Annotated in this window: 26 protein-coding genes and 1 pseudogene; 20 read left to right on the top strand and 7 right to left on the bottom strand. The window is 65.6% G+C overall.

The window, feature by feature from the left end:
• Positions 1–7: 7 nt before the first annotated feature.
• From HLH45_RS13210 to HLH45_RS13200, 3 genes are read right to left on the bottom strand one after another with little or no spacing between them, the layout of a single operon-like run.
• Positions 8–961 carry a glycoside hydrolase family protein gene (locus HLH45_RS13210; RefSeq protein WP_008574963.1) on the bottom strand — a complete coding sequence of 318 codons (954 nt, stop codon included), beginning with the start codon at positions 959–961 and terminating at the stop codon, positions 8–10.
• 3 nt (positions 962–964) lie between these two features.
• The gene (locus HLH45_RS13205; RefSeq protein ID WP_008574962.1) at positions 965–1,636 is read right to left on the bottom strand and encodes an acetyltransferase; all 672 of its coding nucleotides are present in this window, start codon (positions 1,634–1,636) and stop codon (positions 965–967) included.
• The gene (locus HLH45_RS13200) at positions 1,633–2,070 is read right to left on the bottom strand and encodes a sugar 3,4-ketoisomerase (RefSeq protein ID WP_008574961.1); all 438 of its coding nucleotides are present in this window, start codon (positions 2,068–2,070) and stop codon (positions 1,633–1,635) included. The genes HLH45_RS13205 and HLH45_RS13200 overlap by 4 nt, the downstream gene beginning before the upstream one ends.
• Before the next feature lie 304 nt (positions 2,071–2,374).
• Between HLH45_RS13200 and HLH45_RS13195 the strand changes: the two genes are divergently transcribed.
• The 14 genes from HLH45_RS13195 to HLH45_RS13130 all read left to right on the top strand — a co-directional run bounded on the left by HLH45_RS13195 (position 2,375) and on the right by HLH45_RS13130 (position 13,825).
• Positions 2,375–2,995 carry a cytochrome b gene (locus HLH45_RS13195; RefSeq protein WP_170922856.1) on the top strand — a complete coding sequence of 207 codons (621 nt, stop codon included), beginning with the start codon at positions 2,375–2,377 and terminating at the stop codon, positions 2,993–2,995.
• Between the two features lie 83 nt (positions 2,996–3,078).
• On the top strand, positions 3,079–4,422 hold the full coding sequence (locus HLH45_RS13190) for a hypothetical protein (protein ID WP_031422239.1): 1,344 nt from the start codon (positions 3,079–3,081) through the stop codon (positions 4,420–4,422).
• 26 nt (positions 4,423–4,448) lie between these two features.
• Positions 4,449–4,841, top strand: coding sequence for a c-type cytochrome (locus HLH45_RS13185; protein ID WP_011347070.1), 393 nt, complete (start codon positions 4,449–4,451; stop codon positions 4,839–4,841).
• A 416-nt stretch (positions 4,842–5,257) separates the two neighbouring features.
• Positions 5,258–5,980: a TorF family putative porin gene (locus HLH45_RS13180; RefSeq protein WP_033478919.1), complete on the top strand. Its 723-nt coding sequence runs from the start codon at positions 5,258–5,260 to the stop codon at positions 5,978–5,980.
• A gap of 51 nt (positions 5,981–6,031) precedes the next feature.
• Positions 6,032–6,625 (top strand): sigma-70 family RNA polymerase sigma factor, encoded by a 594-nt coding sequence (locus tag HLH45_RS13175; RefSeq protein ID WP_007964109.1) that lies wholly within the window; start codon positions 6,032–6,034, stop codon positions 6,623–6,625.
• Positions 6,622–7,278 carry a zf-HC2 domain-containing protein gene (locus HLH45_RS13170; protein ID WP_008574950.1) on the top strand — a complete coding sequence of 219 codons (657 nt, stop codon included), beginning with the start codon at positions 6,622–6,624 and terminating at the stop codon, positions 7,276–7,278. Before HLH45_RS13175 ends, HLH45_RS13170 begins: the two co-directional genes overlap by 4 nt.
• Positions 7,275–8,600 (top strand): S8 family peptidase, encoded by a 1,326-nt coding sequence (locus tag HLH45_RS13165; protein WP_008574949.1) that lies wholly within the window; start codon positions 7,275–7,277, stop codon positions 8,598–8,600. Before HLH45_RS13170 ends, HLH45_RS13165 begins: the two co-directional genes overlap by 4 nt.
• A gap of 10 nt (positions 8,601–8,610) precedes the next feature.
• Positions 8,611–9,369, top strand: a complete 759-nt coding sequence (ccmC, locus tag HLH45_RS13160) for a heme ABC transporter permease CcmC (RefSeq protein ID WP_008574948.1) — start codon at positions 8,611–8,613, stop codon at positions 9,367–9,369.
• Entirely contained in the window at positions 9,366–9,572 is a 207-nt protein-coding gene (ccmD, locus tag HLH45_RS13155; protein WP_008574947.1) for a heme exporter protein CcmD, read from the top strand. The genes ccmC and ccmD overlap by 4 nt, the downstream gene beginning before the upstream one ends.
• Positions 9,569–10,039 (top strand): cytochrome c maturation protein CcmE, encoded by a 471-nt coding sequence (gene ccmE, locus HLH45_RS13150; protein ID WP_008574946.1) that lies wholly within the window; start codon positions 9,569–9,571, stop codon positions 10,037–10,039. Before ccmD ends, ccmE begins: the two co-directional genes overlap by 4 nt.
• 63 nt (positions 10,040–10,102) lie before the next feature.
• Positions 10,103–12,091, top strand: a complete 1,989-nt coding sequence (locus HLH45_RS13145) for a heme lyase CcmF/NrfE family subunit (RefSeq protein ID WP_008574945.1) — start codon at positions 10,103–10,105, stop codon at positions 12,089–12,091.
• Complete coding sequence (locus tag HLH45_RS13140; protein ID WP_008574944.1) at positions 12,088–12,630, top strand: DsbE family thiol:disulfide interchange protein; 543 nt, start codon at positions 12,088–12,090, stop codon at positions 12,628–12,630. Before HLH45_RS13145 ends, HLH45_RS13140 begins: the two co-directional genes overlap by 4 nt.
• Entirely contained in the window at positions 12,627–13,124 is a 498-nt protein-coding gene (locus tag HLH45_RS13135; protein ID WP_033478914.1) for a cytochrome c-type biogenesis protein, read from the top strand. Before HLH45_RS13140 ends, HLH45_RS13135 begins: the two co-directional genes overlap by 4 nt.
• Positions 13,118–13,825, top strand: coding sequence for a tetratricopeptide repeat protein (locus HLH45_RS13130; protein WP_008574942.1), 708 nt, complete (start codon positions 13,118–13,120; stop codon positions 13,823–13,825). Before HLH45_RS13135 ends, HLH45_RS13130 begins: the two co-directional genes overlap by 7 nt.
• A gap of 359 nt (positions 13,826–14,184) precedes the next feature.
• Here HLH45_RS13130 and HLH45_RS13125 read toward each other — a convergent pair whose 3' ends face one another.
• Together HLH45_RS13125 and HLH45_RS13120 are read right to left on the bottom strand one after the other, a co-directional pair.
• Positions 14,185–16,257 (bottom strand): PAS domain-containing hybrid sensor histidine kinase/response regulator family protein, encoded by a 2,073-nt coding sequence (locus HLH45_RS13125; RefSeq protein ID WP_008574941.1) that lies wholly within the window; start codon positions 16,255–16,257, stop codon positions 14,185–14,187.
• Positions 16,244–17,761: an ATPase domain-containing protein gene (locus HLH45_RS13120; protein ID WP_031422225.1), complete on the bottom strand. Its 1,518-nt coding sequence runs from the start codon at positions 17,759–17,761 to the stop codon at positions 16,244–16,246. The genes HLH45_RS13125 and HLH45_RS13120 overlap by 14 nt, the downstream gene beginning before the upstream one ends.
• Here HLH45_RS13120 and HLH45_RS13115 point away from each other — a divergent pair.
• The gene (locus tag HLH45_RS13115) at positions 17,700–17,933 is read left to right on the top strand and encodes a hypothetical protein (RefSeq protein ID WP_008574939.1); all 234 of its coding nucleotides are present in this window, start codon (positions 17,700–17,702) and stop codon (positions 17,931–17,933) included. The genes HLH45_RS13120 and HLH45_RS13115 overlap by 62 nt on opposite strands.
• 125 nt (positions 17,934–18,058) lie before the next feature.
• Complete coding sequence (locus tag HLH45_RS13110; RefSeq protein ID WP_031422223.1) at positions 18,059–18,403, top strand: response regulator; 345 nt, start codon at positions 18,059–18,061, stop codon at positions 18,401–18,403.
• Between the two features lie 114 nt (positions 18,404–18,517).
• Here HLH45_RS13110 and HLH45_RS13105 read toward each other — a convergent pair whose 3' ends face one another.
• A complete protein-coding gene (locus HLH45_RS13105; protein WP_008574937.1) occupies positions 18,518–21,373 on the bottom strand; it encodes a hybrid sensor histidine kinase/response regulator in 2,856 nt (951 codons plus the stop codon).
• Between the two features lie 261 nt (positions 21,374–21,634).
• Here HLH45_RS13105 and HLH45_RS21650 point away from each other — a divergent pair.
• The 4 genes and pseudogenes from HLH45_RS21650 to HLH45_RS13090 all read left to right on the top strand — a co-directional run.
• Positions 21,635–21,804: pseudogene (locus HLH45_RS21650) on the top strand (MarR family transcriptional regulator); the annotation flags it as partial.
• A gap of 42 nt (positions 21,805–21,846) precedes the next feature.
• Positions 21,847–22,311: a MarR family winged helix-turn-helix transcriptional regulator gene (locus HLH45_RS13100; protein WP_033478918.1), complete on the top strand. Its 465-nt coding sequence runs from the start codon at positions 21,847–21,849 to the stop codon at positions 22,309–22,311.
• A gap of 35 nt (positions 22,312–22,346) precedes the next feature.
• Positions 22,347–23,537 (top strand): FAD-dependent monooxygenase, encoded by a 1,191-nt coding sequence (locus HLH45_RS13095; RefSeq protein WP_008574934.1) that lies wholly within the window; start codon positions 22,347–22,349, stop codon positions 23,535–23,537.
• Between the two features lie 268 nt (positions 23,538–23,805).
• The gene (locus tag HLH45_RS13090) at positions 23,806–25,917 is read left to right on the top strand and encodes a methyl-accepting chemotaxis protein (protein WP_008574933.1); all 2,112 of its coding nucleotides are present in this window, start codon (positions 23,806–23,808) and stop codon (positions 25,915–25,917) included.
• A 72-nt stretch (positions 25,918–25,989) separates the two neighbouring features.
• On the opposite strand, the gene HLH45_RS13085 is transcribed toward HLH45_RS13090, so the two are convergent.
• Positions 25,990–26,595: a DUF488 domain-containing protein gene (locus HLH45_RS13085; RefSeq protein ID WP_008574932.1), complete on the bottom strand. Its 606-nt coding sequence runs from the start codon at positions 26,593–26,595 to the stop codon at positions 25,990–25,992.
• Positions 26,596–26,736 lie beyond the last annotated feature (141 nt).

The raw sequence follows: 26,736 nt of genomic DNA, 5'->3' as shown, positions 1-26,736 counted from the left end.
GTAAGACCTAACCGAAAACATGGCCGCCCTGTAACGCAACCGGCAACGCCGCCTCTGCCAGGCCGAAGCCGGCCTGCCCCATCGCGTTGCCGTTGTAGAACATCAACACGCGCTGGCCGTGCTGAATCAAGGCGGGGTAGCACAGCATTTGCGCATCCCAGCCGTCATCGGACAATGCAAGCCCCAACTGGCGGTCGTCGCGTTCCCAGTGCACCCCATCGCCACTGAAGGCGATGCCGGGAAAGTAGCCACCCTGAAGGTCGCCGCGGGTGAAATACATCAGATAGCGCTCGCCGAGCCGGTACACGCGCGGACGCCCGATACGGTATTCGTCGCCACGTGGACGCAGGCACACAGCATCGTCGGTGGGGATGCAGCGCAGGTCGTCGGTCTGGGCGTAGCGGATGTGGTAACGCGGATATGGCTGGCCGCCGATCGTTTCCCAGTCATCGCCCACCGCGTACCACAATCGCCAGCGGCCCTCTTCGTAGCGTGCCGAATGCACCGCGGCAATCGTGCTGCGACCGGGGGCGCGATCGAGCAGCGGCGTTTCCTGCCGACGCTGGAAGCTCTCGCCCCCGTCGCAGGAGACCGCCAGACCGGTGAAGGCGAGGAACTTGGCCTTGGCCACGCGCTGGAAGCCGACATAGAACAGGTACAGCCCGTCCGGCCCGGCCACCACATCGCCCAGGATCATGCCGTTGTCGTCGAAACAACCGTCACGGCCGATGTCGAGCACCGGCTGCTTGCTGACGCCGACGATCTGCGTTGGCGCATCGGCGCGCACATCCACGTAGCCGATCCGGCTCACGCCCTGCGCATCGCGAAAGCCGGCGTACACCCGCAGCACCTGAGCAGACAGGCGATGCGGTGTTGGCGTCAGTGCGGCATGGTGCATCCAGCCGCCCACCCCGTGGCGTGCGACGTCGAACACCAAGCCGCGCTTGTTCCAGGCAAACACCGTTCAGAGCTCCACATCGAAGCTGGATCTGCCCGCCACCGCGCGTGCCGGCGAACCCACGTACACACGCTCGGCTTCGGTATGTCGCGTCACCAGCGCGCCGGCACCGATGACGTTGTCCGCGGCAATCCGCACCTTGTCGCTGAGCGTGGCGTTGACCCCGATGAAGCTGCCCTGCCCGATCTCGCAATAGCCGGAAATCACCGCATGCGAGGCGATGAACACATGATCCTGCACCACCGTGCGGTGGCCGATATGGTTGCCGCTCCACAACACGCAGTTGTCGCCGATGCGGGTGAACGGCTGGACGACGTTGCCCTCGAAGATGAAGCAGTTGGCGCCGATCTGCGCGTTCTGCCAGACGAACGCGCGTGAGCTCACGTACGTCGCACAGCAATAGCCGCGCCGCACCACATCCTGAAAAAAACGGGTGCGCAGGCGATTGAGTTGCGTTGCCGGAATCGCCACGAACACCGCATAGTCGTGCGGCGGATAGCGTTGTTCCAGTTCTTCGTACGCCACCACCGGCAAGCCGGCCACGGTGGTCTGCAGCAGAAAATCGCGCTCCACACTGAAAGCGACCACTTTGTAGTGGCTGTCGTGCTGGAAGTACTCGCACGCGATCTGCGCGAACTCGCCTGCGCCGACAATCACCAGTTGCCTCGGTACGCTCATGCTTCCAGCCTGCAGGCTTGCAGCGCGGCGCCAGTGCGCACTTCGCTCACGAACTGGTCGTAATCCAGGATGTAATCGCCAGGGTCGTAAAACTGGTCGGCCAGCACCATCAGCACGCAGTCGGCACTGAAGCGGTACAGGTCGCGCCACACCATGCGGCCGAGCAGCAGGCCTTGCGACGGGTCGTCCAGCACCACTTCGCTAGGACCATTGCCGTTGCCTTCGTCGAGCAGAATCGTCACCGAGCCGTGCAAGGCCACGGCGAATTGATTGAGCTGGCGGTGCGCATGCTGGCCGCGGTGCACGTCGTGGCGCGTGCCGAACAGGTAATACACACGGCGGATCTCGAACGGAACATTGCGCTGCTGCTCCAATGAAATGAGCAGCCCGCGATCGTCACCGTGGGTATGCAACTGGATGCGTTCGATAGCCATGATCGGAGAGGCGTAACCGCTGATTGCACGTAGTGCGACATGCCTGAGTGCGTCGGGTTGCGCGAAAGGTTGCGCGCGCTCGGGGCCATGCGAAGCGCTGTGCGCGCAAGCGCAGCCGACCGCGTCGCAGCGCTTCGGTGTGCAGCACGTGCGAACCAGGTGCCACGGCGACGCAACCTTTTTCCGACATCGCCGCACCCATCGGTGCACGTTCACCTGGCCGCCGTTCGGCCGGCGTGGGGAGCCAGGCCTGGCAGCGCAGCGCGCAGCCGGAACCAACGACCACCACCGGAAGACAGATCAGATGCGTTCCTCCCCCCCTGCGCCCGCCAGCGCTCCCGTCAACGGCACAGACACCGCGCCCCTGCCAGAACAGGCGCCCGCAGCTGCGCGCGTGCTGCCCTTGCCCAAGGCGATGCGCGTGCTGCACTGGCTCACCGTGCTGTGCCTGGCCATGGCGGCCACGCTGATCCTGCTGCGCGCCGAGCTGGATGGCCGCGCACTGCGTCAGTGGCTGCTGGAAGGCCACCGCCACTTTGGCTTGCTGGTCCTGGTGCTGTTTGCGTTACGCATCGGGTTGCGCCTGCGGTTGCGCAGATTGCCGCCCGGCCCACCCGCATCGCTGCCGATGCGCCTGGCCGCTGGTGCCACGCATGTGGCGATGTACGGCCTGATGCTCGCGCTGCCATTGCTGGGCTGGTCGCTGAGCAGCGCCTACGGCAAGCAGGTGTATTTCTTCGGCATCCCCCTGCCCGCGTTGGTCGCGCCGGACGGCGACCTCGGCGACAGCCTGGGCACCTGGCACTTGAATGCGGCCTGGGCGCTGCTGGCGCTGGTGCTGCTGCATATCGGCGCCGCGCTCTGGCATCACCTGGTGTTGCGCGACGGCCTGTTGCGCCGCGTGTTGCCGGGCAAGCGCGCATGAGCCGCCGCACCCCGCCGTCTGTCATTCGTTTCCTCGCCCGTTCCCGCACCGCTGCCTCCCGCACCGTCGAACAAGGACTTTCCATGCCCATGCCCCAGCCCGCTCCGCGTCGCACTGCCGCGCGTACCGCCTCCCTGACGTCCTTGTTGTGCGTGTCCGGCCCCTTGTTGCTACTGGCCAGTACGCAGGCGCAGGCGATTCCCTCGTTCGCGCGCCAGACCGGCTCGTCCTGCGCCGATTGCCATGTCGGTTCCTATGGTCCCTCGCTCACGCCCTACGGCATGCGCTTCAAGCTCGGCGGTTTTACCGATACCGATGGCGAGGGCACCAAGATCCCGGTGTCCGGCCAGCTCACCTGGTCGCGTAACAACCCCAGCCGCGGCGACAGCACCTCGCGCCTGCGCGAAGCCGATCTGTATCTGGGCGGCCGCCTCAACGACAACATCGGCGGCTACTCGAAGATCCGCTCCAACAACAGCGGCAATGCGACGTTCGATACGCGCCTGGACGATGTCGATCTGCGCTTTGTCAGCAAGCCGTTCCAGATGGCGGGCAAGGACACCATGATCGGTGTCAGCGTCAACAACAACCCGGGCATTTCCGACCCGGTGCACGTGTTGCCGAACGCCTCCACGCTTACCCCTGCCTCCAATGGCGGCGCCTCCACCATGCTCAGCTCCTCGGCGCTGTCCAACCGCGTCATCGGTGCAAGCGTCTACGGCCTGTACGACCGCAATTGGTACGGCGAAGTGGGTAGCTACAGCGCGCTGTCGCCGTCTGCGCAGGACCGCCTCGGCTGGCCGGTCAACGGCGACCCGGGCAAGCTCAGCGACACCAGCTATGCGCGTCTTGCCTACATGAAGGACATGAAGCGCCAGTTCTTCTCGGTGGGCCTGACTGCGCTCACGACCCGCCGCCAGCCGCTGCGCACCGGGCCCAGCGACGACCTCACCGATTTGGGCTACGACCTGACCTACCAGTTCCTCGGCACCCGCGAGCACGTGCTGTCGCTGGCCTACGTCAACATCTACGAGCGTCGCAAATACGGCAGCCCGCTGATGTCGACCGACCCGACCATGCCGGCGCTGGACCGGGGCAGCGTGCGCGATCAGACCCTCAGCATGAACTACGCCTTCAAGCAGACCTACGGCGTGCTGGCCGCGCACATGATCAACAGCGGCTCGTTCGATGCGGCGCGCTATTCGCCGGTGGGTATCCCGGACACCACCAGCAATCTGATCCTGCTGTACTGGACCCCGTTCGGCAAGGACGGCACCTACACCTCGATGGCCAACCTGCGCGTGTCCGCCGGCTGGTTCCGTTTCGACAAGTTCAACGGCAGCACCTCCAACGTCTTCCGTGGCCCGCCGATCACCAATCCGCGCGATCTCGACAGCTTCACCCTGTCGGTCAATCTGGCCTTCTGATCCCTCCCGCACCTGTACGGATCCACATGAACCCACCACGCAAACTCTCCGTGTTGTGCGCCCCGTTGGCCGGCCTGATGCTGGCGGGCGCACTGACCATGCCCTCGGCCTACGCTGCCGACGGCGCCGGCGTCTTCCTCACCGAATGCGGTGAATGCCACAGCGTCAAACCGGGCAAGAACAAGAAAGGTCCGTCGCTGTTCGGCGTGGCAGGCCGCCCTGCCGGTACCGTCGCAGACTTCGGCGGTTATTCCGATGCGCTCAAGAACAGCAAGTGGACCTGGACTCCGGCCCAGCTCAAGACCTATCTGTCGCAATCCTCGTCCAAGGCGCTGCCGGGCACCAAGATGAAGTACGACGGCCTGGACGACCCGAAGGAGCTCGACGCACTGATCGCCTACCTCAACACCCTGAAGTAGGGGCGGCCACTGCGGCATGGCGCGTCGTCGCCCGAGGGGGCGGACGCATGGCGCGCCAATCGCCCAGCCGTGGCAGCCTGTCCGTCGGCCGCCTGCACAGCCAGGCGTTGCAGGCGGCCGCGACCGGCCGGCCCGGATGGATTCGCGTTGCCCGACGCGGTGCCTTCGCGTATACGGACGCAATCGCCGCCGCCGCGGTGGTCTCGTTCGCCGCCCTGGGGCACCATCGCGTCCCTGTTTGACACCCGCCCACGCCATTGCCGACCGCTCCAGCTTCCAAGCCGCTCCCCTCCCGACCGCGACGCCACTTCGCCCGCGCGATCTTCTGCGTGGGCGCACTGTTGGACAGTGCCGCACGCCACCCACGGTGCGAGGCGCAACCGGCCTTATCCGCCCAGCAACCAGGCCAACCGCGGGTGCGCCGCCCACCACACCGGCACCGCGCGCTGATGCAGTGGCTGCTGCTCGCGCTGGCAGCCGGCTCCTGCGGCAGCGCCCTGGCCAAGGACTTCGGCGGTGCAGTGGCGCTAACCTCCAGCCTGATCGACCGTGGTATCTCGATCGCGCCCAACAAGGTCACCGTGCAGGCCGCAGGCTACTGGCTGCCCGCCCCCGGCTGGTCGGTTTCCACCTCGGTGGCGCTGCAGTCCCCCGCCTGGAGTGATCCGGTCGCGGTCACCGCCCAGGTCGGGCGCGCCTGGATGCTGGACGACCGCTGGCAGATGCAGGCCAGCCTGCTCTACTACGGCTACCCGACCGACCGCGCCACGCGCACCTTCGACCGCCAGGAAGCCAGCCTGGCCTGGTCCTACCGCGACCTGCTGACGTTTTCGCTGTCCACCTTCAATTTCCCGCGGGCCGACCGGTCGCCGTGGAACGTGGCGTTCGACATCACCGCCAACGTCCCGCTGCGCAACGATGTCAGCCTGTCGCTCGGTGCCGGTTCGTCGCGTTTTCCGGCCATGGCCTACGGTGCAGCGCGCTCGGGCCGCTATCAGTACGGCCAGGTGGGCCTGAAGTGGAACCGCGCCGGATGGACACTGAAAGCCGAGCGCATCCTGACCAGCGGCAATACCCCGCGCATGCAGGGCGGCCCCGGCGACATGCCGTGGCTGGGCACGGTCGCCAGAACCTTCTGATCCACACGCAACCTTTTGCCTGCCTGCGCGCACTGACGTGGGTTACCCGCCATGCCTGCACCGATGAATGACACCGACACCCTGGGCGATGCCACCGACCGCATGCTGTTGCGCCGCATGGCCGGGGGCGATCGCGACGCGCTGGCCAGCATGTACCACAGCTATCACGGACGGCTGTGCCGCTTCCTGTCGCGGCTGACCCGCCGCCCGGACATCATCGAAGAGGCCATCAACGATTGCTTCTGGATCGCCTGGCAAAAGGCCGGCGACTTCCGCGGCGACTCGCAGGTCTCCACCTGGATCATGGGCATCGCCTACCGCTGCGGACTCAAATGCCTGCGCCAGCATGACGGCGAAGCCATCGACGACACCGCCCTGGTGGAAGACCACGCCCCCAGTGCCGACGACAACGACGACCGCGAACTGCGCGACTGGCTGGACAAGGGCATGGAGCGGTTGTCGCCGGACCAGCGCCTGGTGGTCGAACTGGTCTACGGCGTCGGCCACAAGCTCGAGGAAGTGGCCGACATCATGCAGTGCCCGGTTGGCACCATCAAAGCCCGGCTGTTCCACGCCCGGGTCAAATTACGCAATGTGCTGCCCGGCCTGGCCGGCGGCGCCCCTTACACGGAGACCATGCAATGAAGACGTTTTTCATCGCGCCTGGCAAGGAATGCTCGCACGCCTGGGAATTGATGCCGGCGGTGCTGCTGGACAGTGCCACCGAGGAAGAAAACACCTGGCTGATCGCGCACGTGGCCAAGTGCGCCTCATGTAGCGCCGAATTCGCCCAGCAGAACCGCCTGCGCCAGGCCTTGGCGCTGCCGTCGACAGTGCAACTGGACCCGAACGCCGGTCTGCAACGCCTGCTCGGCCGCCTGGATGCACCGGAGCAGCACAGCGCACCTGCGCGCGTGCCGGCCGCACGCCGCTCCGGCAGTTGGACGGTACGCGCCCTGGCCGCCGCGGCGCTGGTCCAGGCCATCGGGCTGGGCGTGATGGGCGTCAAGCTGGCCTCGCCCGCGCCATCGCACGACTACCGCACGCTCAGCAGCGTGGCGGCCCTGCCGGTGCCGCAGGGCGCCATCCGCGTGGTGCCGGACGCAAAGATGACCGTGGCCGACTGGGACCGGCTGCTGCATGCGCAGCAGTTGCAGGTGGTCGGCGGCCCGAACGACATGGGCGCCTACACCGTGGTGCCTGCCGCACCGCAGCCCCCGGTCCAACCGCAGCAGACCGTGCAGCAACTACGCGCCACCCCGGGCATCCGGCTGGCGGAGATCGTCTCGGCCCCATGAAGCGCCTGCTCGCCATTGGCCTGATCGCCGCGTTCACCGGCCTGGGCGCGACCTCCCACGCGCACGCGGCCGCAGCCCTCCAGGAGCCGGCGACCGATGTTGCCGGCACCGCCCCGCCACTGGCCGATGCGCAAACGCCCGATGGCAGCCGCGACATCCTGCTGGCGGTGGCCAACCCGCTCGCCGCGCCGCCAGCCCGCGCCGGCTCCAGCCTGATCGGCTACGCATCCAGCTATTACGGTGCCGGCCAGAAGGCTGCCGCGCGCATGGACAGCATCAAGCAGCGCTACAAATTGCGCGAAGTCTCGGCCTGGCCGATCACCTCGCTGGGCCTGTATTGCGCTGTGCTGCAGCCGCCGCCGGGCGTCTCGCGCGATGAACTGGTCAGTGCGCTGGCCGACGACGAAGGCGTGGAGCTGGTGCAGCCGGTGCAGGATTTTTCGGTGTTCTCCACCGATGCGTCGGAAAAGACGACCGCGCTGTCCAGCTACAACGACCCGTACGTGGACATGCAACGCGGCTTCATCGACACCGATGCCGCCAGCGCACAGACCGTGACCGAGGGCCGCGGCGTGGTGATCGCGGTCGTCGATACCGGCGTGGACACCAACCACCCCGATCTGAAGGCGCGCATCCGCGACGTGCACGATCTGGTCGACGACACACCGGTGAAGACCAGCACCGATCCGCACGGCACCGAAGTGGCCGGCATCATTGCCGCCGGCAGCAACAATCACCAGGGCATCGTCGGCATGGCACCCAAGGCCATGCTGAGTATCTACAAGGCGTGCTGGTACGCGCCCACGGTCGGCGCCACCGCACGGTGCAATACCTTCACCCTGGCCAAGGCGCTGGCGGCGATCGACAACAGCTCAGCGCGCGTGATCAACCTGAGCCTGGGTGGCCCCGCCGATCCGCTGCTGAGTAAGATGCTGCAGCAGCTGGTGCAACAGGGCCGCATCGTGGTGGCGGCAATGCCACCGAACGGGCGCCTGGATGGCTTTCCCAATGACGTACCCGGCGTGCTGGTCGTGCGCAGCAGCAGCGCAACACCGGCCATGCCCGGCGTGCTCAGCGCGCCCGGCAAGGACATCCTGACCACGCAACCGAACGGCCGCTACGACTTCACCTCCGGCTCGTCGATGGCCACCGCACATGTCAGCGGCATGGCCGCGCTGTTGTTGTCGCTGCAACCGTCGATGGATGCCAAGGCGTTGCGCGAACTCATGCAGCGCACCAGCAAAGTTTCCGACGGGCAGTTGCAGGTCAACGCCGGCGCCGCAGTGCAGGCGCTGGCGCCTCACGCCAAACACTCCAACTGACGGCACCGGCATGGCCAAGTGGATTCCCTTGTGGCTGCATCGACTCAGCTCGCCACCGACGTTCTATCGTGTCGCCGGCAGCGTGCGCCCGTGGGCGCTGGGGCTGGCCGCGTTGCTCGGCGCGGTCGCAGCCTACGGCGGCCTGGTACTGGCACCGCCGGATTACCAGCAGCACGATGCCTACCGCATCATCTTCATCCATGTGCCCAGCGCCTGGATGAGTCTTTTCATCTACGCGGCAATGGGCGTTTCGGCGTTCATTGCGCTGGTGTGGCGCATCAAACTGGCCGAAGTGGTCGCCATGGCCTCGGCGCCGATCGGCGCAGCCTTCACCTTCATCACCCTGTGCACCGGCGCGCTGTGGGGCAAGCCGATGTGGGGCACCTGGTGGACCTGGGATGCGCGGCTCACCTCCGAGTTGCTGCTGCTGTTTTTGTACCTGGGCGTGCTGGGCCTGTATTACGCCGTGGAAGACCGCCGCCAGGCGATGCGCGCGGCCGGCTTGCTCGCACTGGTGGGTCTGGTGAATCTGCCCATCGTGCATTACTCAGTGGTGTGGTGGAACACGCTGCACCAGGGTTCCACCGTGCGCCTGCTCGGCCCCTCCAAGATGAGCGCAGACATGCTGTGGCCGCTGCTGACCATGATGCTGGCAACCAAGTGCTATTACGTTGCGAGCCTGTTCGGCCGCGTGCGGGTGGATTTGCTGGCGCTTGAAAGCGGCAAGGACTGGGTCCGCCGCATCGTGTTGACGGAGCGCAGCGCATGAGCGCTTTTCTGGCGATGGGCGGCTACGGCCAATACGTGTGGACCGCTTATGCAGTATTCGTGCTGGTGCTGCTGGCCGATCTTGCAGCGCCCTGGCTGCGTCGCCGCCGCTTGCCGCGTGAACTGCGCGGCCAGTTGCAGCGGCAGGTGCCGCGTCGTGCACGCGATCAACCGGCACCGGCACTGGAGCGCGACGCGCCATGAACGCCACGCGTAGACAACGTCTGTGGTGGGTGATCGGTGTACTCAGCGCCGCCGCGTTGGCCGTCACGCTCATCGTGTTCGCTTTGCAGCGGAACATGAGCTACCTGTTCACGCCAAGCCAGGTCAGCGCGGGGGAAGCCGCCGGTTACCAGCAATTCCGGCTCGGTGGCATGGTCAAGGCCGGTTCGATCCAGCGTGCCGGTGATTCGCTGAAAGTCAGCTTCACCGTCATCGATAAAAACGCGGCCACCCAGGTGGAGTACACCGGCATTCTTCCGGATCTGTTTCGCGACAACCAGTCGGTCATCGCCAACGGGCGCATGCAGGGCGGGCACTTCGTCGCCAACGAAGTGCTGGCCAAGCACGACGAGACCTACATGCCGAAAGAGCTGAAGGACGCCATGGCCGAAGGCCATGCCGGAAAACCACTCCCCGCCACCGCCACGCCGCTGACCGCACCGCGTTGATGCGCTTTCGGTCGCTGCCACGCACCTCATGACTTCCCTTCCGTTTCGCCTTGCGATCCGCCCATGACGCCTGAACTTGGCCAGATCGCACTGATCCTGGCACTGCTGTTATCGCTCGCCCAGGGTGTAGTGCCCTTGATCGGTGCGTGGCGCGGCAACACCGCGTTGATGGGTGTCGCGCGGCCTGCGGCGGTGGGCCAGGCGGTGTTCGTGTGGATGGCGTTCGGCCTGCTCGCCTGGTCGTTGTTGTCGCTGGATTTTTCGGTGGGCTACGTCGCCGCCAACGCCAACATTGCCCTGCCCTGGTACTACCGCGTTGCGGCGGTGTGGGGCGCGCACGAAGGCTCGTTGCTGTTGTGGATCGCCATCCTCGCCACCTGGACGGTGCTGCTGGCCGCCTTCAGCCGGCACCTGCCGCAGCACTTCGCCGCCCGCGTGCTGGCGATCTTGGGGCTGATTTCGGTGGGCTTTCTGGCCTTCATCCTGCTGACCTCCAATCCGTTCGGGCGGCTGTCGCCGATTCCGCTGGATGGCAACGAACTCAATCCGGTGTTGCAGGACCCCGGCATGACCTTCCACCCGCCGGTGCTGTACACCGGCTATGTCGGGTTTTCGGTGGCCTTCGCATTCGCAGTGGCGGCATTGCTCGGCGGCGAACTGGAACAGGCCTGGGTGCGCTGGGCACGGCCGTGGACCAATGTGGCCTGGGCCTGCCTGACCGCCGGCATCGTCGCCGGCAGCTGGTGGGCCTATGCGGAACTGGGCTGGGGCGGCTGGTGGTTCTGGGACCCGGTGGAAAACGCCAGTTTCATGCCCTGGCTGGTCGGCACTGCGTTGATCCACTCCCAGGCGGTCACCGAAAAACGCGGCAGCCTGCGCGCGTGGACCATCCTGCTGTCGATCCTGGCGTTTTCGCTCTCGTTGCTGGGCACCTTCCTGGTGCGCTCGGGCGTGCTGACCTCGGTGCACGCGTTTGCGGCCGATCCGCGCCGTGGCCTGTACATCCTCATTTTTCTGGTTGCCGTCGTCGGCGGCTCGTTGCTGTTGTATGCACTGCGCGCGCCCAAGATCGCCAGCGGCAAACCCTTTGCCGCCGCCTCGCGCGAAACCGGCATTCTCATCGGCAACCTACTGCTCACCGTGGCCGCGGCCATGGTGTTGCTGGGCACCTTGTTCCCGCTGATCGCCGACGCGTTTGCGCTGGGCAAGGTCTCGGTCGGGCCGCCCTACTTCGGCCTGCTGTTTCCGTTGTTGATGTTGCCGGTGGTGCTGTTGCTGCCGTTCGGCCCCTACCTGCGCTGGGGCAAGGCCGAAGCCGCACCGTTGAAAGCACTCGGCACACGCGCAGGCATCGCCGCGATCGCCTGCGCCCTGGTCGGCAGTGTGTTTGCCGATGGCCAGGCCAAGGCGATCGCCGGCATGGGTGTGGCCGCATGGGTGGCTGCGGGCACCGCGTTGTACGTGGTCAAACGCTGGCGCGACATGCCGCGCGGGCGGCGCTTCCCGGCGGAAATGGCCGGCATGCTGATCGCGCATGCGGGCGTGGCGGTGTTCGTTGCCGGCGTGCTGGTCTCCGAAAGCCTGTCGGTGGAACGCGATGTACGGCTGTCGCCCGGCCAGAGCGCGCAGATCGCCGGCTACAGCTTCCGCTTCGATGGCGTGCAGTTGGTGGATGGGCCGAACTGGAAAGCCGAACAAGGCAGCGTGCAGGTCAGCCGCAACGGCCAGGTGGTCGCGCAACTGCATCCGCAAAAACGCCTGTACAGCAGCGAGCGGATCCAGACCGAATCGGCCATCGATCCCGGCATCACCCGCGACCTGTATGTGGCGCTGGGCGAGCCCTTGGACGATGAGCACATCGAAAACGACTGGACGCTGCGCCTGTACTACAAGCCCTTCATTCGCTGGATCTGGGCCGGTGGCCTGCTGATGATGCTCGGCGGCTTCGTCAGCGCCTGCGCACGCCGCTTTCGTGCACCGGTGACTGCACACCCCTTGGCCGCTTCTCCGGCGCAACCAGCGCTCGTCATCGCACAGGAATCGCACCCGTGAATCGTCTGCTGCCCTTGCTGGGCTTCGTATTGCTGGCGGCGCTGTTCGGCGTCGGCATCCTGCGGACCATGCAGCACAATCCGCGCGACGTACCGTCGCCGTTGATCGGCAAACCGGCACCGGCGTTCTCGTTGCCGCGGCTGGACCACCCGGCGCAACGCGTCGGTCGTGACCAGTTGCTGGGCAAACCCTACGTGTTGAATGTGTTCGGCAGCTGGTGCGCCGAATGCGTGCACGAACACCCGGTGTTGATGGCCCAGGCCAGCCGGCTTGGCGTGCCGCTGATCGGCTACAACTACAAGGACGTGCCCGCCGACGCCATCGCCTGGCTCGCGCGACTCGGCAACCCGTATGCAGTGGTGATCGCCGATGAAGCCGGCCAGACCGCCATCGACTTCGGTGTCTACGGCGCACCGGAGACGTTCCTGATCGATGCGCAGGGCGTGATCCGCTACAAGCACATCGGCGTGCTGACCCCGGATGCCATCAACGACGAGTTGCTTCCGGCCATCGCCGCGCTGCCCAAGGGTACGCCGTGATGGCGGCGCGTCACACACGACTGTGGCATTGGCGCTGGCATTGGCGCGCGCAAGGCCGCCGTGTGCGTTTGTTGCTGGTGTTGCTGCTTGGCATGCTGCTGGCGCCCTCGTTGGCAGCGCAGGCCGTGGATCCGCTGCCGTTCAAGAACCGCAGCGAGGAGGCGCGCTACCAGCGCTTGACCGCGCAACTGCGCTGCCTGGTATGTCAGAACGAAAACCTGGCCGATTCCAACGCGAGCCTGGCGCGCGATTTGCGGCATCAGGTGTTCGCGCAACTGCAGGCCGGCAAGAGCGATGCGCAGATCAAGCAGTACATGGTCGATCGCTATTCGGATTTCGTGCTGTACGACCCGCCGGTCACACGCGGCACCTGGCTGCTGTGGTTCGGGCCGGCGCTGATGTTGCTTGCAGGTGCCGGCGTGGTCATCCACACCGTGCGCACCCGTGCGCGCGCCGGCACGCCGGTGGCGCCGCAAGTGGAGGACCAATGGTGATGGCGGGTTTTTATATCGCAAGCGCCGTGCTGGTGGCGCTGGCCTTGCTGCTGTTGCTGGCACCGCTGCTGCGCCGCCCAACCGGCAGCGGTCGTGCGCGTTACCGCTTGGCAATTCTGCTGGGACTGGGCCTGCCGCTGGCCACGGCCGGGTTGTACCGGCTGGTGGGCGCGCCGGAGGCGATCGTCACGCAGGTGTATGCAGCGCAGCCAGCGCAAGTCGCCTCGCTGCCACCCTCTGCGGATGCAGGGCAGGCGCAAGCGGCAAGCACCCCTGCCGATGCGCAGGCGCAGGCGCTGGATCGCTTCATGCAGCAGGCCAAGACATTCGAGCAGAACGACCGACCCGCCGAGGCGCGCGAGGCGTATGCACAAGTGCTCAAGATCGCTCCCGACATCAGCGCCGCCATTGTGGGCTGGGTGGCGGCGGATATGGCCACGCACGCCGATTTCGCCATCGACGCCGCATCGCGCACACGCCTGCAGCAGGTGATCGCACGCGAGCCGGACAACCAGCGTGGACTCTGGTTGCTAGGCATCAGCGATTTTCAGCAGCAGGACTTCGCCGCCGCCACTGCGCACTGGCGGCATCTGCACGGTTTGCTGGAAACCGGATCGCCGATGCAGAAGGCGGTGGCAGACAAGATCGCGGTGGCCGAATCGATGGCCAGCGCGCGGCAATCCGCGCGTGGGACGCGCTGAGCAACGCATCCTGCGCGATGCGGCTTGATTGCGATGGCTGCACTGCAGCGCAATTGCACAGCGCGTGCGCAATGCCAAGCAGCCGGTTCACGCGCAAGACGCGGCACCTGGCGCAAACACTCCGCGTCATCGCATCGTGCAATCAAGTGCTAAGCATCGTGCCGTACAGTTGCGGCAGAACGCACGTCATCGCATTGCAGCCTCTCGCGCCAGCGTGCCAGCTGGAGCGCATCTGCCGGAAAGGCCGGGCAATCGCGAGGCAGACAGATCGCCACGCAAGAGCGAAAGCGAGCACGCGTATACGCCGCTCCCCTGCATCATCCACGTTCGACCGGCTCGCTACATCGCGTTAGCTGCACTCAGGCCGAAGGCCCCAGCACATCGTGCAGCTTTCCACTGAACTCGCCCAGCGTGAATGGCTTGGCGATCATGCTCATGCCTTCGCCGAGAAATTCGCCACGGTCGCGCGCCGTTTCCGCGTAGCCGGTCATGAAGATCACCGGCAGATCGCGCCGCGACTGCCGCGCGATCTCGGCCAACTGGCGTCCGTTGAGGCCCGGCAGTCCGACATCGGTGACCAGCAGGTCGATCCGCCGTGCCGAGGCAAGAATCGGCAGTGCCGCGTCCGCGTCGGCCACCACGTCGGCCTGGTAACCCAGCTCGCTGAGCAGTTCGGTGACCAGCAGCCGCACCTGCTCGTCGTCTTCCACCACCAGCACATGCTGGCCCTGCCCTGCCAGCACCGCATCGCTCTGCGTCTGCGGCACTGCGGTTTGCGCCGCAACCCCGGCGGGCAGATACAGGCTGACCGTGGTGCCCGCGCCCGGCTGCGACTCCACCCACACCTGCCCGTTGGACTGCTGCATGAAGCCGTAGATCATCGACATGCCCAGGCCGGTGCCCTGGCCGATCGGCTTGGTGGTGTAGAACGGCTCGAACACGCGTTCAAGCACGTCGGCGGGCATGCCGGTTCCGGTGTCTGCAACCGACACCACCACGTAATTCCCCGGCGCCAAGGCGATGCCACGCCCGAGTTCCAGCGGCTGATCTTCCACCTGCAGCTGCCGGGTTGCGATACGCAGCTGCCCACCGTCGGGCATGGCATCGCGCGCGTTGATGGCTAGGTTGATCAGTGCGCTTTCCAGCTGATTCTCGTCAACGTACGCCTGCGGCAGTTCCGCACAGAGATCGATCTCCAGGCGCACCGATTCGCCCAACGTGCGCGCCAGCAACTCCTGCAGCGACACCACCAGATCGTTCAACTGCAGATCCCGCGCCTGTAGCGACTGACGCCGCGAGAATGCCAGCAGGCGCTGGGTGAGCGCAGCTGCGCGCAATGCCGAGGCAGAGGCCACATCCAGAAAGCGACCCAGCCCTTCGGTACGCCCCTGGTCGATGCGCAGCCGCGCCAGATCCAGCGCAGACAGGATGCCGGTGAGCATGTTGTTGAAATCGTGTGCGATGCCGCCGGTGAGCTGGCCCACTGCTTCCATTTTCTGCGCCTGGCGCAGTGCCGCTTCGCTGGATTCGCGCGCCAGCATCTGCTGCTGCAACTCGGCGGTCCGTTCGGCCACCTTGGCTTCCAGCAGGTTGGCCTGTTGCTGGATCGATTCCAGCGCCAGCGCACGCGCGGTCACATCGGTGGCGAACACATGGAATCCATCCACCTTGCCATCTGCATCAAAGCGCGGCATGTAGCGGATTTCCGCATCGCGGCGCCGGCCATCGGCATGCGGCCAACTGGTCTCGATGGTCAATGTCTGCCCGGCCAATGCGGCCTCGATCCAGGCGCGGCGCTGTTCGACCACCGCAGGCCCCACCACATCCACCAGCGGCCGCCCGATCACATCGGCAGGCGGCACACCAATCCAGTCTTCGTACGAACGATTGGCAAAGCGGTAGATCAGGTTCTTGTCGATGAAGGCGATCAGCACCGGCAGCGCATCGGTGACACGTCGCAGTTCGGCCTCGCTCTGCGCCAGCGCGGTGCGGCTTTCGGCCAACTGCGCCAGCTGGTCGCGGATGACGAACTGCTTCTGCCGTGCGCGCAACGCGGTGGAGATGGCGCTCAGCAACGAAGCCGAGCTCAGCGGCCGCTCCAACTCGATGACGTTGGTCATGTCGGCCGGCAGCCGCACCTGCCTGCGGTTGTACGCGCCACGCGGCGTACGCAACAACACGAACGGAATGTCCGACCAGGCCTGCTGGCCTTGCAGGATGTGCGACAGCGCATGCAGGTCGCCACGGATGGCTTCTTCGGTCAGTACCACCACGCCGGAGCCATCGTGCAGGTCGCCTGCCAGCGCGCCCAGCGTGGCATGGACCCGGCATGTCAGCCCGCGTTCGCCAACGATGCTGGCAATGCTCTGCGCGTCGCGGCCGAACGGCGCGATGATATGGACGATGGAGCCGTCCGCGTCACAGATATTCAAGGGGACGATCCAGCAACGGGCCGTCGTCTCCGACAAACTGCGGCGTACCGGTCAACACGCCGTGGAATTTCTCCAGCGGCTCGCTCAGTTGAAGACCGCTGCTGCCGATGCGCAATTCGCGAATCGCATCTTCGTGCGCGCCACTGCGATTCTTGATCACCGACAACGCCTTGCGGATGCGTCCTTTCGCCTCGAAAAAGCGCAGCAAGACGACGGTGTCGGCCATGTAGGAGACATTGAGGGTGCTACTGGTCGCCATGCTGCCGACCAGCCCCTGCTGCGGGTTGATCAGGAACGTGGTCACCCCGCTCTGGTTGAGATACGACAACAGCTCGTGCATCTGCAACATCAGCTGCTTTTCCTGCGGCATCGACGCCAGATACCCGTTGAGGCTGTCGATCACCAGAATGCGGCACGCGCGCTCCTCCACGCTGCCACGCACCGTCCAGGCGAATTCGCCCGGCGTGACTTCGGCCGGATCCATCTGATGCAGCTCCAGCAGACCCGCGTCCATATATTTGCGCAGATCCATGCTCAGGCCTTCGGCACGCTTCAACAAGGTGCCGGTGCGCTCGTCGAACTCCAGCACGCAGCAATGCTCGCCGCGCTCGCATGCGGCAACCACGAACTGCAGGGCCAGATTGGTCTTGCCCGAGCCGGCTGGCCCGGTCAGCAGCGTGCTGGTCCCGCGCAACGGGCCGCCGTGCAGCAATGCATCGATACGCTCCACGCCGCTTGGTACCGGTTCGCCGATAAATGGCCGGTGGTGGTCGGAGGCGATCAAACGTGGATAGATACGCATGCCGCCGGTGACGATGGCCAGGTCGTGATAGCCGGCGATGAAATCCACGCCACGCAATTTCCGCACCTGCATGCGGCGCCGCGCCGCACCGAACTCCAGCGTCGTGCGCTCGAGCGAAATCACCCCGTGGCACAGGCTGTGCAAATGCGCATCCCGCTCGCCGTTTTCGCCGGTGAGATCGTCCACCAGAAACACCGTGATGTTGCGCGGCGCGAAATACTGCTTGAGCGCCAGCACCTGGCGCCGATAGCGCAGCGAATCCTGCGCGAGCAGGCGCAACTCGGACAACGAATCGAACACCACCCGCGTCGGCTTCACCCGGTCCACTTCGGCCTGGATGAGCTTGATGGTGCCATCGAGCTCCATCTCCCACGGATGCAGGATGGATTGCTGCCGCCCTTCGCCCAGGAAGGCCTCTGCTGATGCCAGCTCAAAGATATGCAGGGACTCCAACGACCAATGGTGCGAAGCAGCCACTTCAGTGAGCTCGTCGATGGTTTCCGACAAGGTCACATACAGGCAACTCTCGCCCTTGGCCGCAGCATCCAGCAGGAACTGCAGTGCAAGCGTCGTTTTGCCCGCACCAGGCTGGCCTTCAAGCAGGTACAAACGGTTTGCGGGCAGCCCACCTCGTAAGATAGTGTCGAGCCCGGTGCTGCCAGTGGTGATGCGGTTTGCGATCATCGGCGTCACGTTCTTCATAGAGCTGAATTTAACACGTGCGCGTTATTGGCCGGTGGGCGCGACTGAACTGATCAGCTTGCTTTGCTTGACGCGATTCACGGCATCGCTGCTGCAGGTATCGCAGATCAGCAGAATTGCGCTGTTTTTCGATCATCCGACTGGTGGCGCATGGCGTTGGCAACAGCGGTGAACGCATCGTGTTGCAGCATCGCACGCCGCCGTCACGCAGGCGCGCCTAATGTGCATCTCGAAGCATCGTAGCATTGCGATCGCTCGAGGACCGCAGTGGCTCACGCATTACCCAACGCACGCATCCTGTTGGTCGAAGACGACGATGCAATCCGCGAGATGGCTGCAGACATTCTTGGCGACGAGGGCTACCACGTGGTGGCGTCTGCAGACGCCGAACACGCGCTGACGCAACTGACCAGGGCATGCCCGTTCGATCTGCTGCTGTCGGACATCTGCCTGCCCGGCATGAACGGGCGCGACCTTGCCGATCAGGCGCGCATGCTCTACCCCGCAATGCCCATCGTCTTCATGACTGGCTACGCAGGCGAAATCGCCAAACGTGCCGACTTTCTGGATACCGGCATGCGTCTTTTGACCAAGCCATTTTCCTTGCGCGATCTGCTGGGCATCGTACAGACGGCGCTCTAGGCAGGCCCAACCGCGTGCGCCCGCTGCGTCTTTGCGCCACGTTCGCTGCGATACGCATGTCTCAGGCGATCGATGCCGGTGCAACGAGCGGCTCGCAGCAGCACCGGCACCTGATTAGCGCGCGCGACGCTCCAGCAACTGCGCCACCCGCCGCTCCAGCTCGATGGCCTGGAATGGTTTGGTCAACACTTCCATGCCATCGTCGAGCTGGCCCGCGCCCACCGCGGCGCTGGCCGCATAGCCGGTGACGAACAGCACCGGCAGTGCAGGACGCGATTGCCGCCCGGCGTCGGCAACCTGTCGCCCATTGAGGCCGCCGGTCAGGCCGACGTCGGTCACCAGCACATCGATGTGCTCTTGCGAGCGCAAGCGCTCCACCGCCGCACTGCCCTCGGCGGTTTCGATCACGCGGTAGCCGGCTTCGGTGAGTACTTCGGAGATCAAGACACGAATCGCGGTTTCGTCCTCCACCAGCAACACGGTGCGACTGTGCGCAGCATTGCGCTGCAGCGGCGCATCAGCAGGTGCCACGTCGTCTTGCGCCAGCACGCCGGTGAAGCGCGGCAGGTACAAGGCCATGGTGGTGCCCACGCCCACTTCCGAATCGATGCGCACATGCCCGCCGGACTGTCGAGTGAACCCATAGATCATCGACAGGCCCAACCCGGTGCCCTGGCCGATGGGCTTGGTGGTGAAAAACGGTTCGAACACCTTGGCCATGACCTCGGCCGTCATGCCGGTACCGGTGTCCTGCACACTCAGGCACACGTAATCGCCAGGCGGCAGCTCCAGCTGCTGGGCGGCAGCGGCATCCAGCGCGCGGTTGTGCAGGCTGATGGTGAGCTGCCCACCATCGGGCATGGCATCGCGCGCGTTGATGCAGAGATTGAGCAGCGCGTTTTCCAGCTGCGGCGCGTCCACCAGCACCTGCCACGCTTGGTCTGCCGGACGCAGCTGCAGCGCGATCGACGGCCCCAGCGTGCGCGCAATGATGTCGTGCATGCCACGCACCAGCTCCTCCACATCCAGCGCGGTGGGCGCCAGCGTCTGCCGGCGCGAAAACGCCAGCAACCGCTGGGTCAAGGCAGTGGCGCGCGCCGCGCTGGATTGCGCCATTTCCACATAGCGCTCCAGCCGGTCGTACTTGCCCTGTTCGATGCGCGTCTGCAGCAACTCCAGGCCGACACTGATGGCAGTGAGCAGATTGTTGAAGTCGTGCGCCAGCCCGCCGGTCAGCTGCCCCACCGCTTCCATCTTCTGGCTCTGACGCAGCTTCTCTTCGGCAAGCAACAACGCCGCGCTGCGTTCGCGCACGCGCTCTTCCAGCGTCTCGGTCAGTTGCCGCAGCTGCTCTTCGGCCACGCGTTTGTCGGTGATGTCGGCAGAGGTGCCGAACCATTCGGCGATCTGTTCGCGCTCATCCAGCAACGGAATCGCGCGCATCAAGGTCCAGCCCACCTGCCCATCCGTGCCGAGCACCCGGTATTCCACATCCACACCAGACTTGGTGGCAGTCGCCTGCGCAAGCGCTTGCGCCAATCGCGCGCGGTCGTCCGGGTGCACCATCGCCTGCCAGTCGGGCGTGGCCGACACCGCATCGCTCAGCACACCGTCGCCGACCAATTGGCGCCATTCGCGCCAGTGGGCACTGGCGGAAAAAATCGATTGCGATGACGCGCGTACCAGTGCGTCCAGGCGCCGCTCGCTCTTTTGCAGCGCTTCGCTGGCCAGCCGCTCGGCGGTGCGGTCGCGCAACACCTTGACGAACCCGATCGCCTCGCCGGTTTCTTCGCGCAACACCATCAGCGAGCCATTGGCCCAGAACCGCTCCCCGGATTTGCGCACGTGCCAGCGCTCGTCCATGCCGCTGCCGCTTTCCAGCGCGGCAGCGGCCTCGATCAGCATCTGCCGCTGCTCGACGTCTTCCGGCGTAAAGGTGCGCTGCAGCGTTTGCCCGAGCATCTCGACCTCGCTCCAGCCCAGAATGCGCCGCGCACCCTCGTTCCACGACGTCACCCGCCCGTGCATATCGGTGGCGATGATGGCGTAGTCCATCACGCTGTCCAGGATTTGACGGTTGCGCACTTCGGCCTCGCGCACCGCGCGCTCCAGGCTGATGCGGTCGGTGATATCCAGGCCCTGCACGAAGATGCCGGAGATGGTGCCATCGGCGCCTGCGATCGGCTGATAGACCAGATCCAGCAAGCGTCGCTCGGCGGGACCACCGGGCACCGCCTGCACGTTGTACGGCAGCGCATTGGCCGAAAACGCGCGCCCGGACCGGTACACCTCGTCCAGGCGACGCACATGTCCCTGTTCCACCGCATCCGGCAGCGCCTCGGCCAACGGCCGCCCGATCACATCGCGGTGGCCGATCAGGCGCGAATAACACGGGTTGGCGAACTCCACCCGGTGCTGCGGCCCGCTCAGGAACGCCATGAACATCGGCGCCTGCTCGAACAAGCGGATCAGGCGCTCGTGTTCGTCGGCCAGCCGCGCCTGCGCCAGCTTGCGCGCGGTGACTTCATTGGTGACGCAGAACGCGCCGCCCACCCGGCCATCGTCCAGATAGATCGGAGAGAACGAGAACGTCCACCAGGTCTGCTCCGGCACGCCGTAGCGGTTCATGCCGATCGGCACTTCCTCAAAGCGCGATGCCTGCCCTGCGAACGCCGCTTCAATCGGCTCGCGCACCGCCTCCCAGGCATCGGCCCACAACACGCGCAGCGGCGCGCCCAGCGCCTGCGCCTGGCGCGGCCCCAGGATCGGCGTGTAGGCGTCGTTGTAGAAAAAGGTCAGCGCATCGCCCCACACCACATACATGCTTTCGGGCGAACCCAGCATCAGATCGACCGCATTGCGCAACGGCGATGGCCACTGAGCGGCGGGTCCCAGCGGGCTCGCCGCCCAGTCGTGGCTGCGTACCGCCTGCGCCATGACGCTGTTGCCGTGCGGAAATCCCGCATTCATAGAGGGCGTACCTGCATTGTGTCCACACGCAGGTCGCCGCTCCAGCACGCAACGTGCACGACCGCGAGGTCGCCTGCTGCGAGCTTCTCCATCATCCATCCGTACATCATGTCCAACCGTTGAAAAGACCAGGTCGCCGCAGGCGCATGACGCGTCGGCAAGACCGAGCCGCGCGCTCGCGCCCATCATCTGGCCTACGGCTGGTGGCGTCCAGCCACGCCCGCAGGCGATGGCTGAACCAGGCAGCTTGCGCTCCTGCGTCTGCGGCAGCGCGCAGCCTGCGCCACGGCCGGTACAGCCGTCGGCCCGCGCACATGGGGCCGTGCCGTCTTCGGGCCGCGCAGCGACGCGATATCGCCCCGGCAGCCAAGCCGCCGGGCGTGCACGCGGTGCCACGCGGCAACGAGCGCCATGCCGCACTGCAGGAGACGTACCATTGCCCGATAGCCACAGGACAACGCACGGTCTTACAGATGCTTGATCAGTATGAACTCATCCATCCGCAGGCTGCTATCGCGCCGGGGTATCTGGCCAACCATGCAGCGCGGGTCTTCAACCGCCTGGTCGACGCCGAACTGCGGCCGCACGGCGTGTCGCTGGCGCTGATCGGCCCGATCATGCTGCTGTCCTGGAAAGGCCCGATGCTGCAGCGTGACCTGGTCATCGCATCGGCCGTGAAGCAGCCGGCCATGGTGGCACTGCTGGACAAGCTGGAGGGACTGAAGCTCATCAAGCGCACCCCGACCCCGCAGGATCGCCGCGCCGCGCTGGTGGCGCTCACCGCCCGCGGGCGCAAGATTGCCGAACTCGGTGGCCAGGCACTGCTGGGTATGAACGCGGTGGCGCTGGAAGGCTTTTCCGCCGACGAGGTGCAGCAGACCGTCGCGTTGATGCACCGGCTGATCGCGAACATGGAGCGCCACGGCCAGGGCGTGTAATATCATGCCTGATATTTCCTGCCAGGATGACAGCAATGCCGCGTCGTATCCTCATCACCGGCGCCAGCATCGCCGGCAACACTGCCGCCTGGACCCTCGCCCATCGCGGCTTCGATGTCACCGTGGTGGAACGCGCCACCCGGTTTCGCGATGGCGGCCAGAACATCGACGTACGTGGTGTCGGCCGTGAGGTGCTGCAACGCATGGGCCTGGAACAGGCCGCGCTGGCCCAGGGAACCGGCGAAAAAGGCACCGCCTGGATCGACGCGCACGGCCAGGCCGTCGCCACCTTCAAGACCGAAGACATCGATGGCGATGGCCCGACCGCCGAACTGGAGATCTTGCGCGGCGATCTGGCCCGCCTGCTCTACGATGCCGCGCGCGGCCATGTGACGTACCGCTTCGGCGACCGCATCGCCAGCATCGAAGACGCTGCCGGCAGCGATGCCGCTACCGTCACCTTAGAAAGCGGTTGCAGCGAACGCTTCGACGCGGTGATCGTCGCCGAAGGCGTGGGCTCTTCGACGCGCGAACAGGTCTTCCCGGGAGAAAACGATCCGCGCTGGATGGATCTGACCATCGCCTACTTCACCATCCCGCGCAGCGCCGACGACGACCCGCTGTGGCGCTGGTACCACACCACCGGCGGGCGCAGCATCTCGTTGCGACCCGACCGACACGGCACCACGCGCGCCATGCTCTCGCTGCAGAAACCGCCCGAAGGCGAACAAGACTGGGACATCGACGCCCAGAAGACCTACCTGCACGAGCGCTTTGCCGACGCCGGGTGGCAGGCGGCGCGCGTGCTCGATGGCATGCATGGCACCGACGACTTCTACTTCGATGCCCTGCGCCAGGTGCGCATGCAGCGTTGGCATAGCGGTCGCACCGTGCTTACCGGCGATGCCGCCTGGTGCGCCACGCCACTGGCCGGGATCGGCGCCACCCTGGCAGTGACCGGCGCGTATGTTCTGGCCAACGAAATCGCCCAGGCCGCCACGCTGGACGCGGCCTTCGCTGCCTACGCCACCGCCATGCGCCCGATGGTCGAGCAGGCCCAGGGCGTGCCGAAGATCGGCCCACGCCTGATGAACCCGCATAGCCGGCTCGGCATCCACCTGCTGCATGGCGCGCTCAAACTCGCCAGCCAGCCAAGCGTGCAGAACCTCGCTGCAAAGTGGATGACGCCGGCGATCAAGGCGCCGGATCTCTCGCGTTATCCCTAAGCGCCGTTGCAGGCGCCGGTAAGCCGCCGGCGGCAGCGTGCAGGCAGGAACGACGAGTGTCCCGGCGCATTGGGCAGCCCCACCAGCACCTGAACCGGCAGACGCTACGCCTTCAGTTCCACTGCTAGAGGTCGCTAACGAACACGTCGAGACACCATTTGAGCGGCGGCCGTTGCGCTGGCTCTTGCGCTGTCGCGTGCGTATTCGTCTCCCTGCCGTTGCCGGGACTCCCCGCTCTTCCGCCAGTCGGAACACCGATCGAACACCTATGCATCTCTTCCCGAATCTGCGCATTGGACAGCGCCTGGCCCTGGGCTTTCTCGCGATCATCGTCTTGATGGTGATCCTGACCGTGGTGGGCATCCAACGCGTTCGCAGCATCGACCAGCAACTCACCGCCATCAATGAGGTCAACAGCGTCAAGCAACGCTACGCGATCAATTTCCGTGGCAGCGTCCACGACCGCGCAATTGCTCTGCGCGACGTCGTACTCATGGACGACCCCGCAGAGCGCCACGCCGCCGAACAATCGATCGACAAGCTCGCTGCCGATTACGCACGCGCTGCGCAACCGCTCGACGACATGATCGCCAGCTCGACCGATGCAAAAGAGAAAGACATTCTCCGGCAGATCAAATCCGTCGAGCAGCGCACCCTGCCGCTGATCGCGCAAGTGCGCGCGTTCCGCGATGCGGCCGACAAGGCGCAGGCAGAACAGCACCTGCTGCAGCAAGCGCGCCCGGCCTTCATTGCCTGGCTGGCCAGCATCAACGCCTTCATCGACCTGCAGGAAGCCAAGAACCGCCAAGCCGCCAGGCAGGCCGTTGCCACCGCGCGCGGCTTTGCGATGCTGATGGTGATGTCCACCGTCGTCGCCCTGCTGTTGGGCGCCACCATCGCGTTCCTGCTCACGCGCAGTGTGGTGCTGCCGCTGCGCCAGTCGCTGCGCCTGGCCCAGCGCATCAACGACGGCGATCTGCGCAGCCAGGACGCAGCGACCGGCAACGACGAATCCGGGCAACTGCTGCGCGCCATGCAGCAGATGCAGCGACGCCTGCAGGAGGTGATCTGGGCGCAACGCAGCATGGCTGCGCGCCACGACGCCGGCGAAATCAGCTACCGCACCGACCCACAGGGTTTTCCCGGCGAATATGGCGACATGGTGCAAGACACCAACGCACTCGTACACGCCCACGTGCAGACCCAATTGCGCATGACCCAGGTCATGGGCAGCTACGCCATTGGCGATCTCACCCAGGACATCGAGCAGTATCCGGGCGAAAAATCCGCCATCACCGCCACCATGCAGCAGGTTAAGCGCAACCTGCAGGCCATCAACGCGCAGATCCAGGAACTGACCCAGGCCGCCTGCGCAGGCGACTTTGCACTCCGCGGCAAGGCGGAAACGTTCGAGCACGATTTTCGCCTGATGGTGGAAAACCTCAACACCATGATGGCCACCTCCGATACCAACCTGGCCAGCTTCTCCGGGCTGCTGCGCGCGATCGCCGATGGCGACCTCACCGTGCGCATGTCCGGCAACTTCCACGGCGTGTTCGCCTCCATGCGTGACGATGCCAACAGCACCGTGCACCGCCTCACCGACATCGTCACCCGCATCCAGACAACCTCCAACAGCATCAGCTTCGCCGCAGAAGATATCGCCAGCGGCAATCAGCAGCTGGCGCAGCGCAGCGAACAACAGGCCGCCAGCCTCGAAGAAACCGCTGCCTCGATGGAAGAGCTGACCTCCACCGTCAAGCAGAATGCCGAACATGCCACCCGCGCCAACCAGCTCGCACGCGGCGCCGCCGCCATCGCCTCGGAAGGCCGCGACGTGGTCGGCCAGGTGATCGAACAAATGTCCGGCATCGAAGCCTCGTCCAGACGCATCGCCGACATCATTTCGGTCATCGACGGCATCGCCTTCCAGACCAATATCCTGGCCCTCAATGCCGCGGTGGAGGCCGCACGCGCCGGCGAACAGGGCCGCGGCTTCGCTGTTGTTGCATCGGAAGTGCGCACGCTCTCGCACCGTTCCTCGGATGCGGCAAAAGAAATCAAGCGGCTCATCGACGATTCCGTACAACGCGTCGCCGACGGCTCCACCCTCGTGCACAAGGCCGGCACCACCATGGGCGAAATCGTCACCAGCGTCCAGCACGTCACCGACATCATGGCCCATATCTCCGCCGCCTCGCAGGAACAAGCCGGCGGTATCGAACAGGTCAATCACACCATCGCGCAGATGGACGAGACCACCCAACACAATGTGCGCCTGGTCGAAGCCGCCAGCACCGCCGCGCATGCGTTGGAACAGCACTCCGCGCAACTCACCCGCGCAGTGGAAGTCTTCAAGGTCAACGCAACGGTGCTGTGAGTCCGCGCGATAGCGTTCGACGCACCAGCGACGGTCGCGGCGATCATCTGGGGCTCGACCTACCGCAAGCGCCTAACCGGCAGAAAACAGACCAACCTGTCGCGGCGGATAGATCAGATCGCGCCCAACCGGGCGCGCATCGGCATTCAACTGATGCGGCTGCACCGCGGTCTCGCCAAGAATGTGCAGCACCTGCCACCTCCGGTGCAGCAACAGATCCGCAATAAGGCGGCGATGGCATTGCCACCAGAGTGCTTCGGCGCACATCAGCGCCGTACGCCGCTCACGTGCCATGGCGGTCGCCTGCTCCAGCCCGGCGCCGAAGTCGGCGCTGGTCATATGGTCGGCATAGCCCTGAAACGCCGCGTTGCGCCACGCGCCATTGGGCGACCCGGGTTGCGCCTTGCGCCGTCCACCCAGCTCGGGCAGCCACAGATAGCGCACCGACGCCGCGTCCAGTGCATGCGCCATCGTGTCGCTGGCAAACCAAGGGTAGCGACGCGAGCCCGGAAAGTGCCGCACATCCACCACTGCCTTAATCCGATGCGCGCTCAACAACGCGACGAACGCCTCCCAGGTCCTGGTGGAATGACCGATTGTCCAGAGCATCCCGGCCGTATCGCCAGCGGCCTGCAGCCCAGGCGCGTCGGTGTTGATCAGGGGAGAGGTGTCATGCATCGCAGCAGCAGTTAGGCGGAGTGGCAATACAGCACTAGCACTGCCAGCGCCCACAGCAAGTGATGGGCACGCGACCTCTTCCCGCACGCGGATCTGGCTCATCGGCTTTTTAAGCGCGTGCAATTCCCGTAGCAAGGTAAT

This window comes from Xanthomonas euvesicatoria, assembly GCF_013112235.1.
Classification (GTDB): Bacteria; Pseudomonadota; Gammaproteobacteria; order Xanthomonadales; family Xanthomonadaceae; genus Xanthomonas; species Xanthomonas euvesicatoria.
Note: the sequence above shows the minus strand (reverse complement) of the source record. Positions and strands in the feature narration are given on the sequence as shown.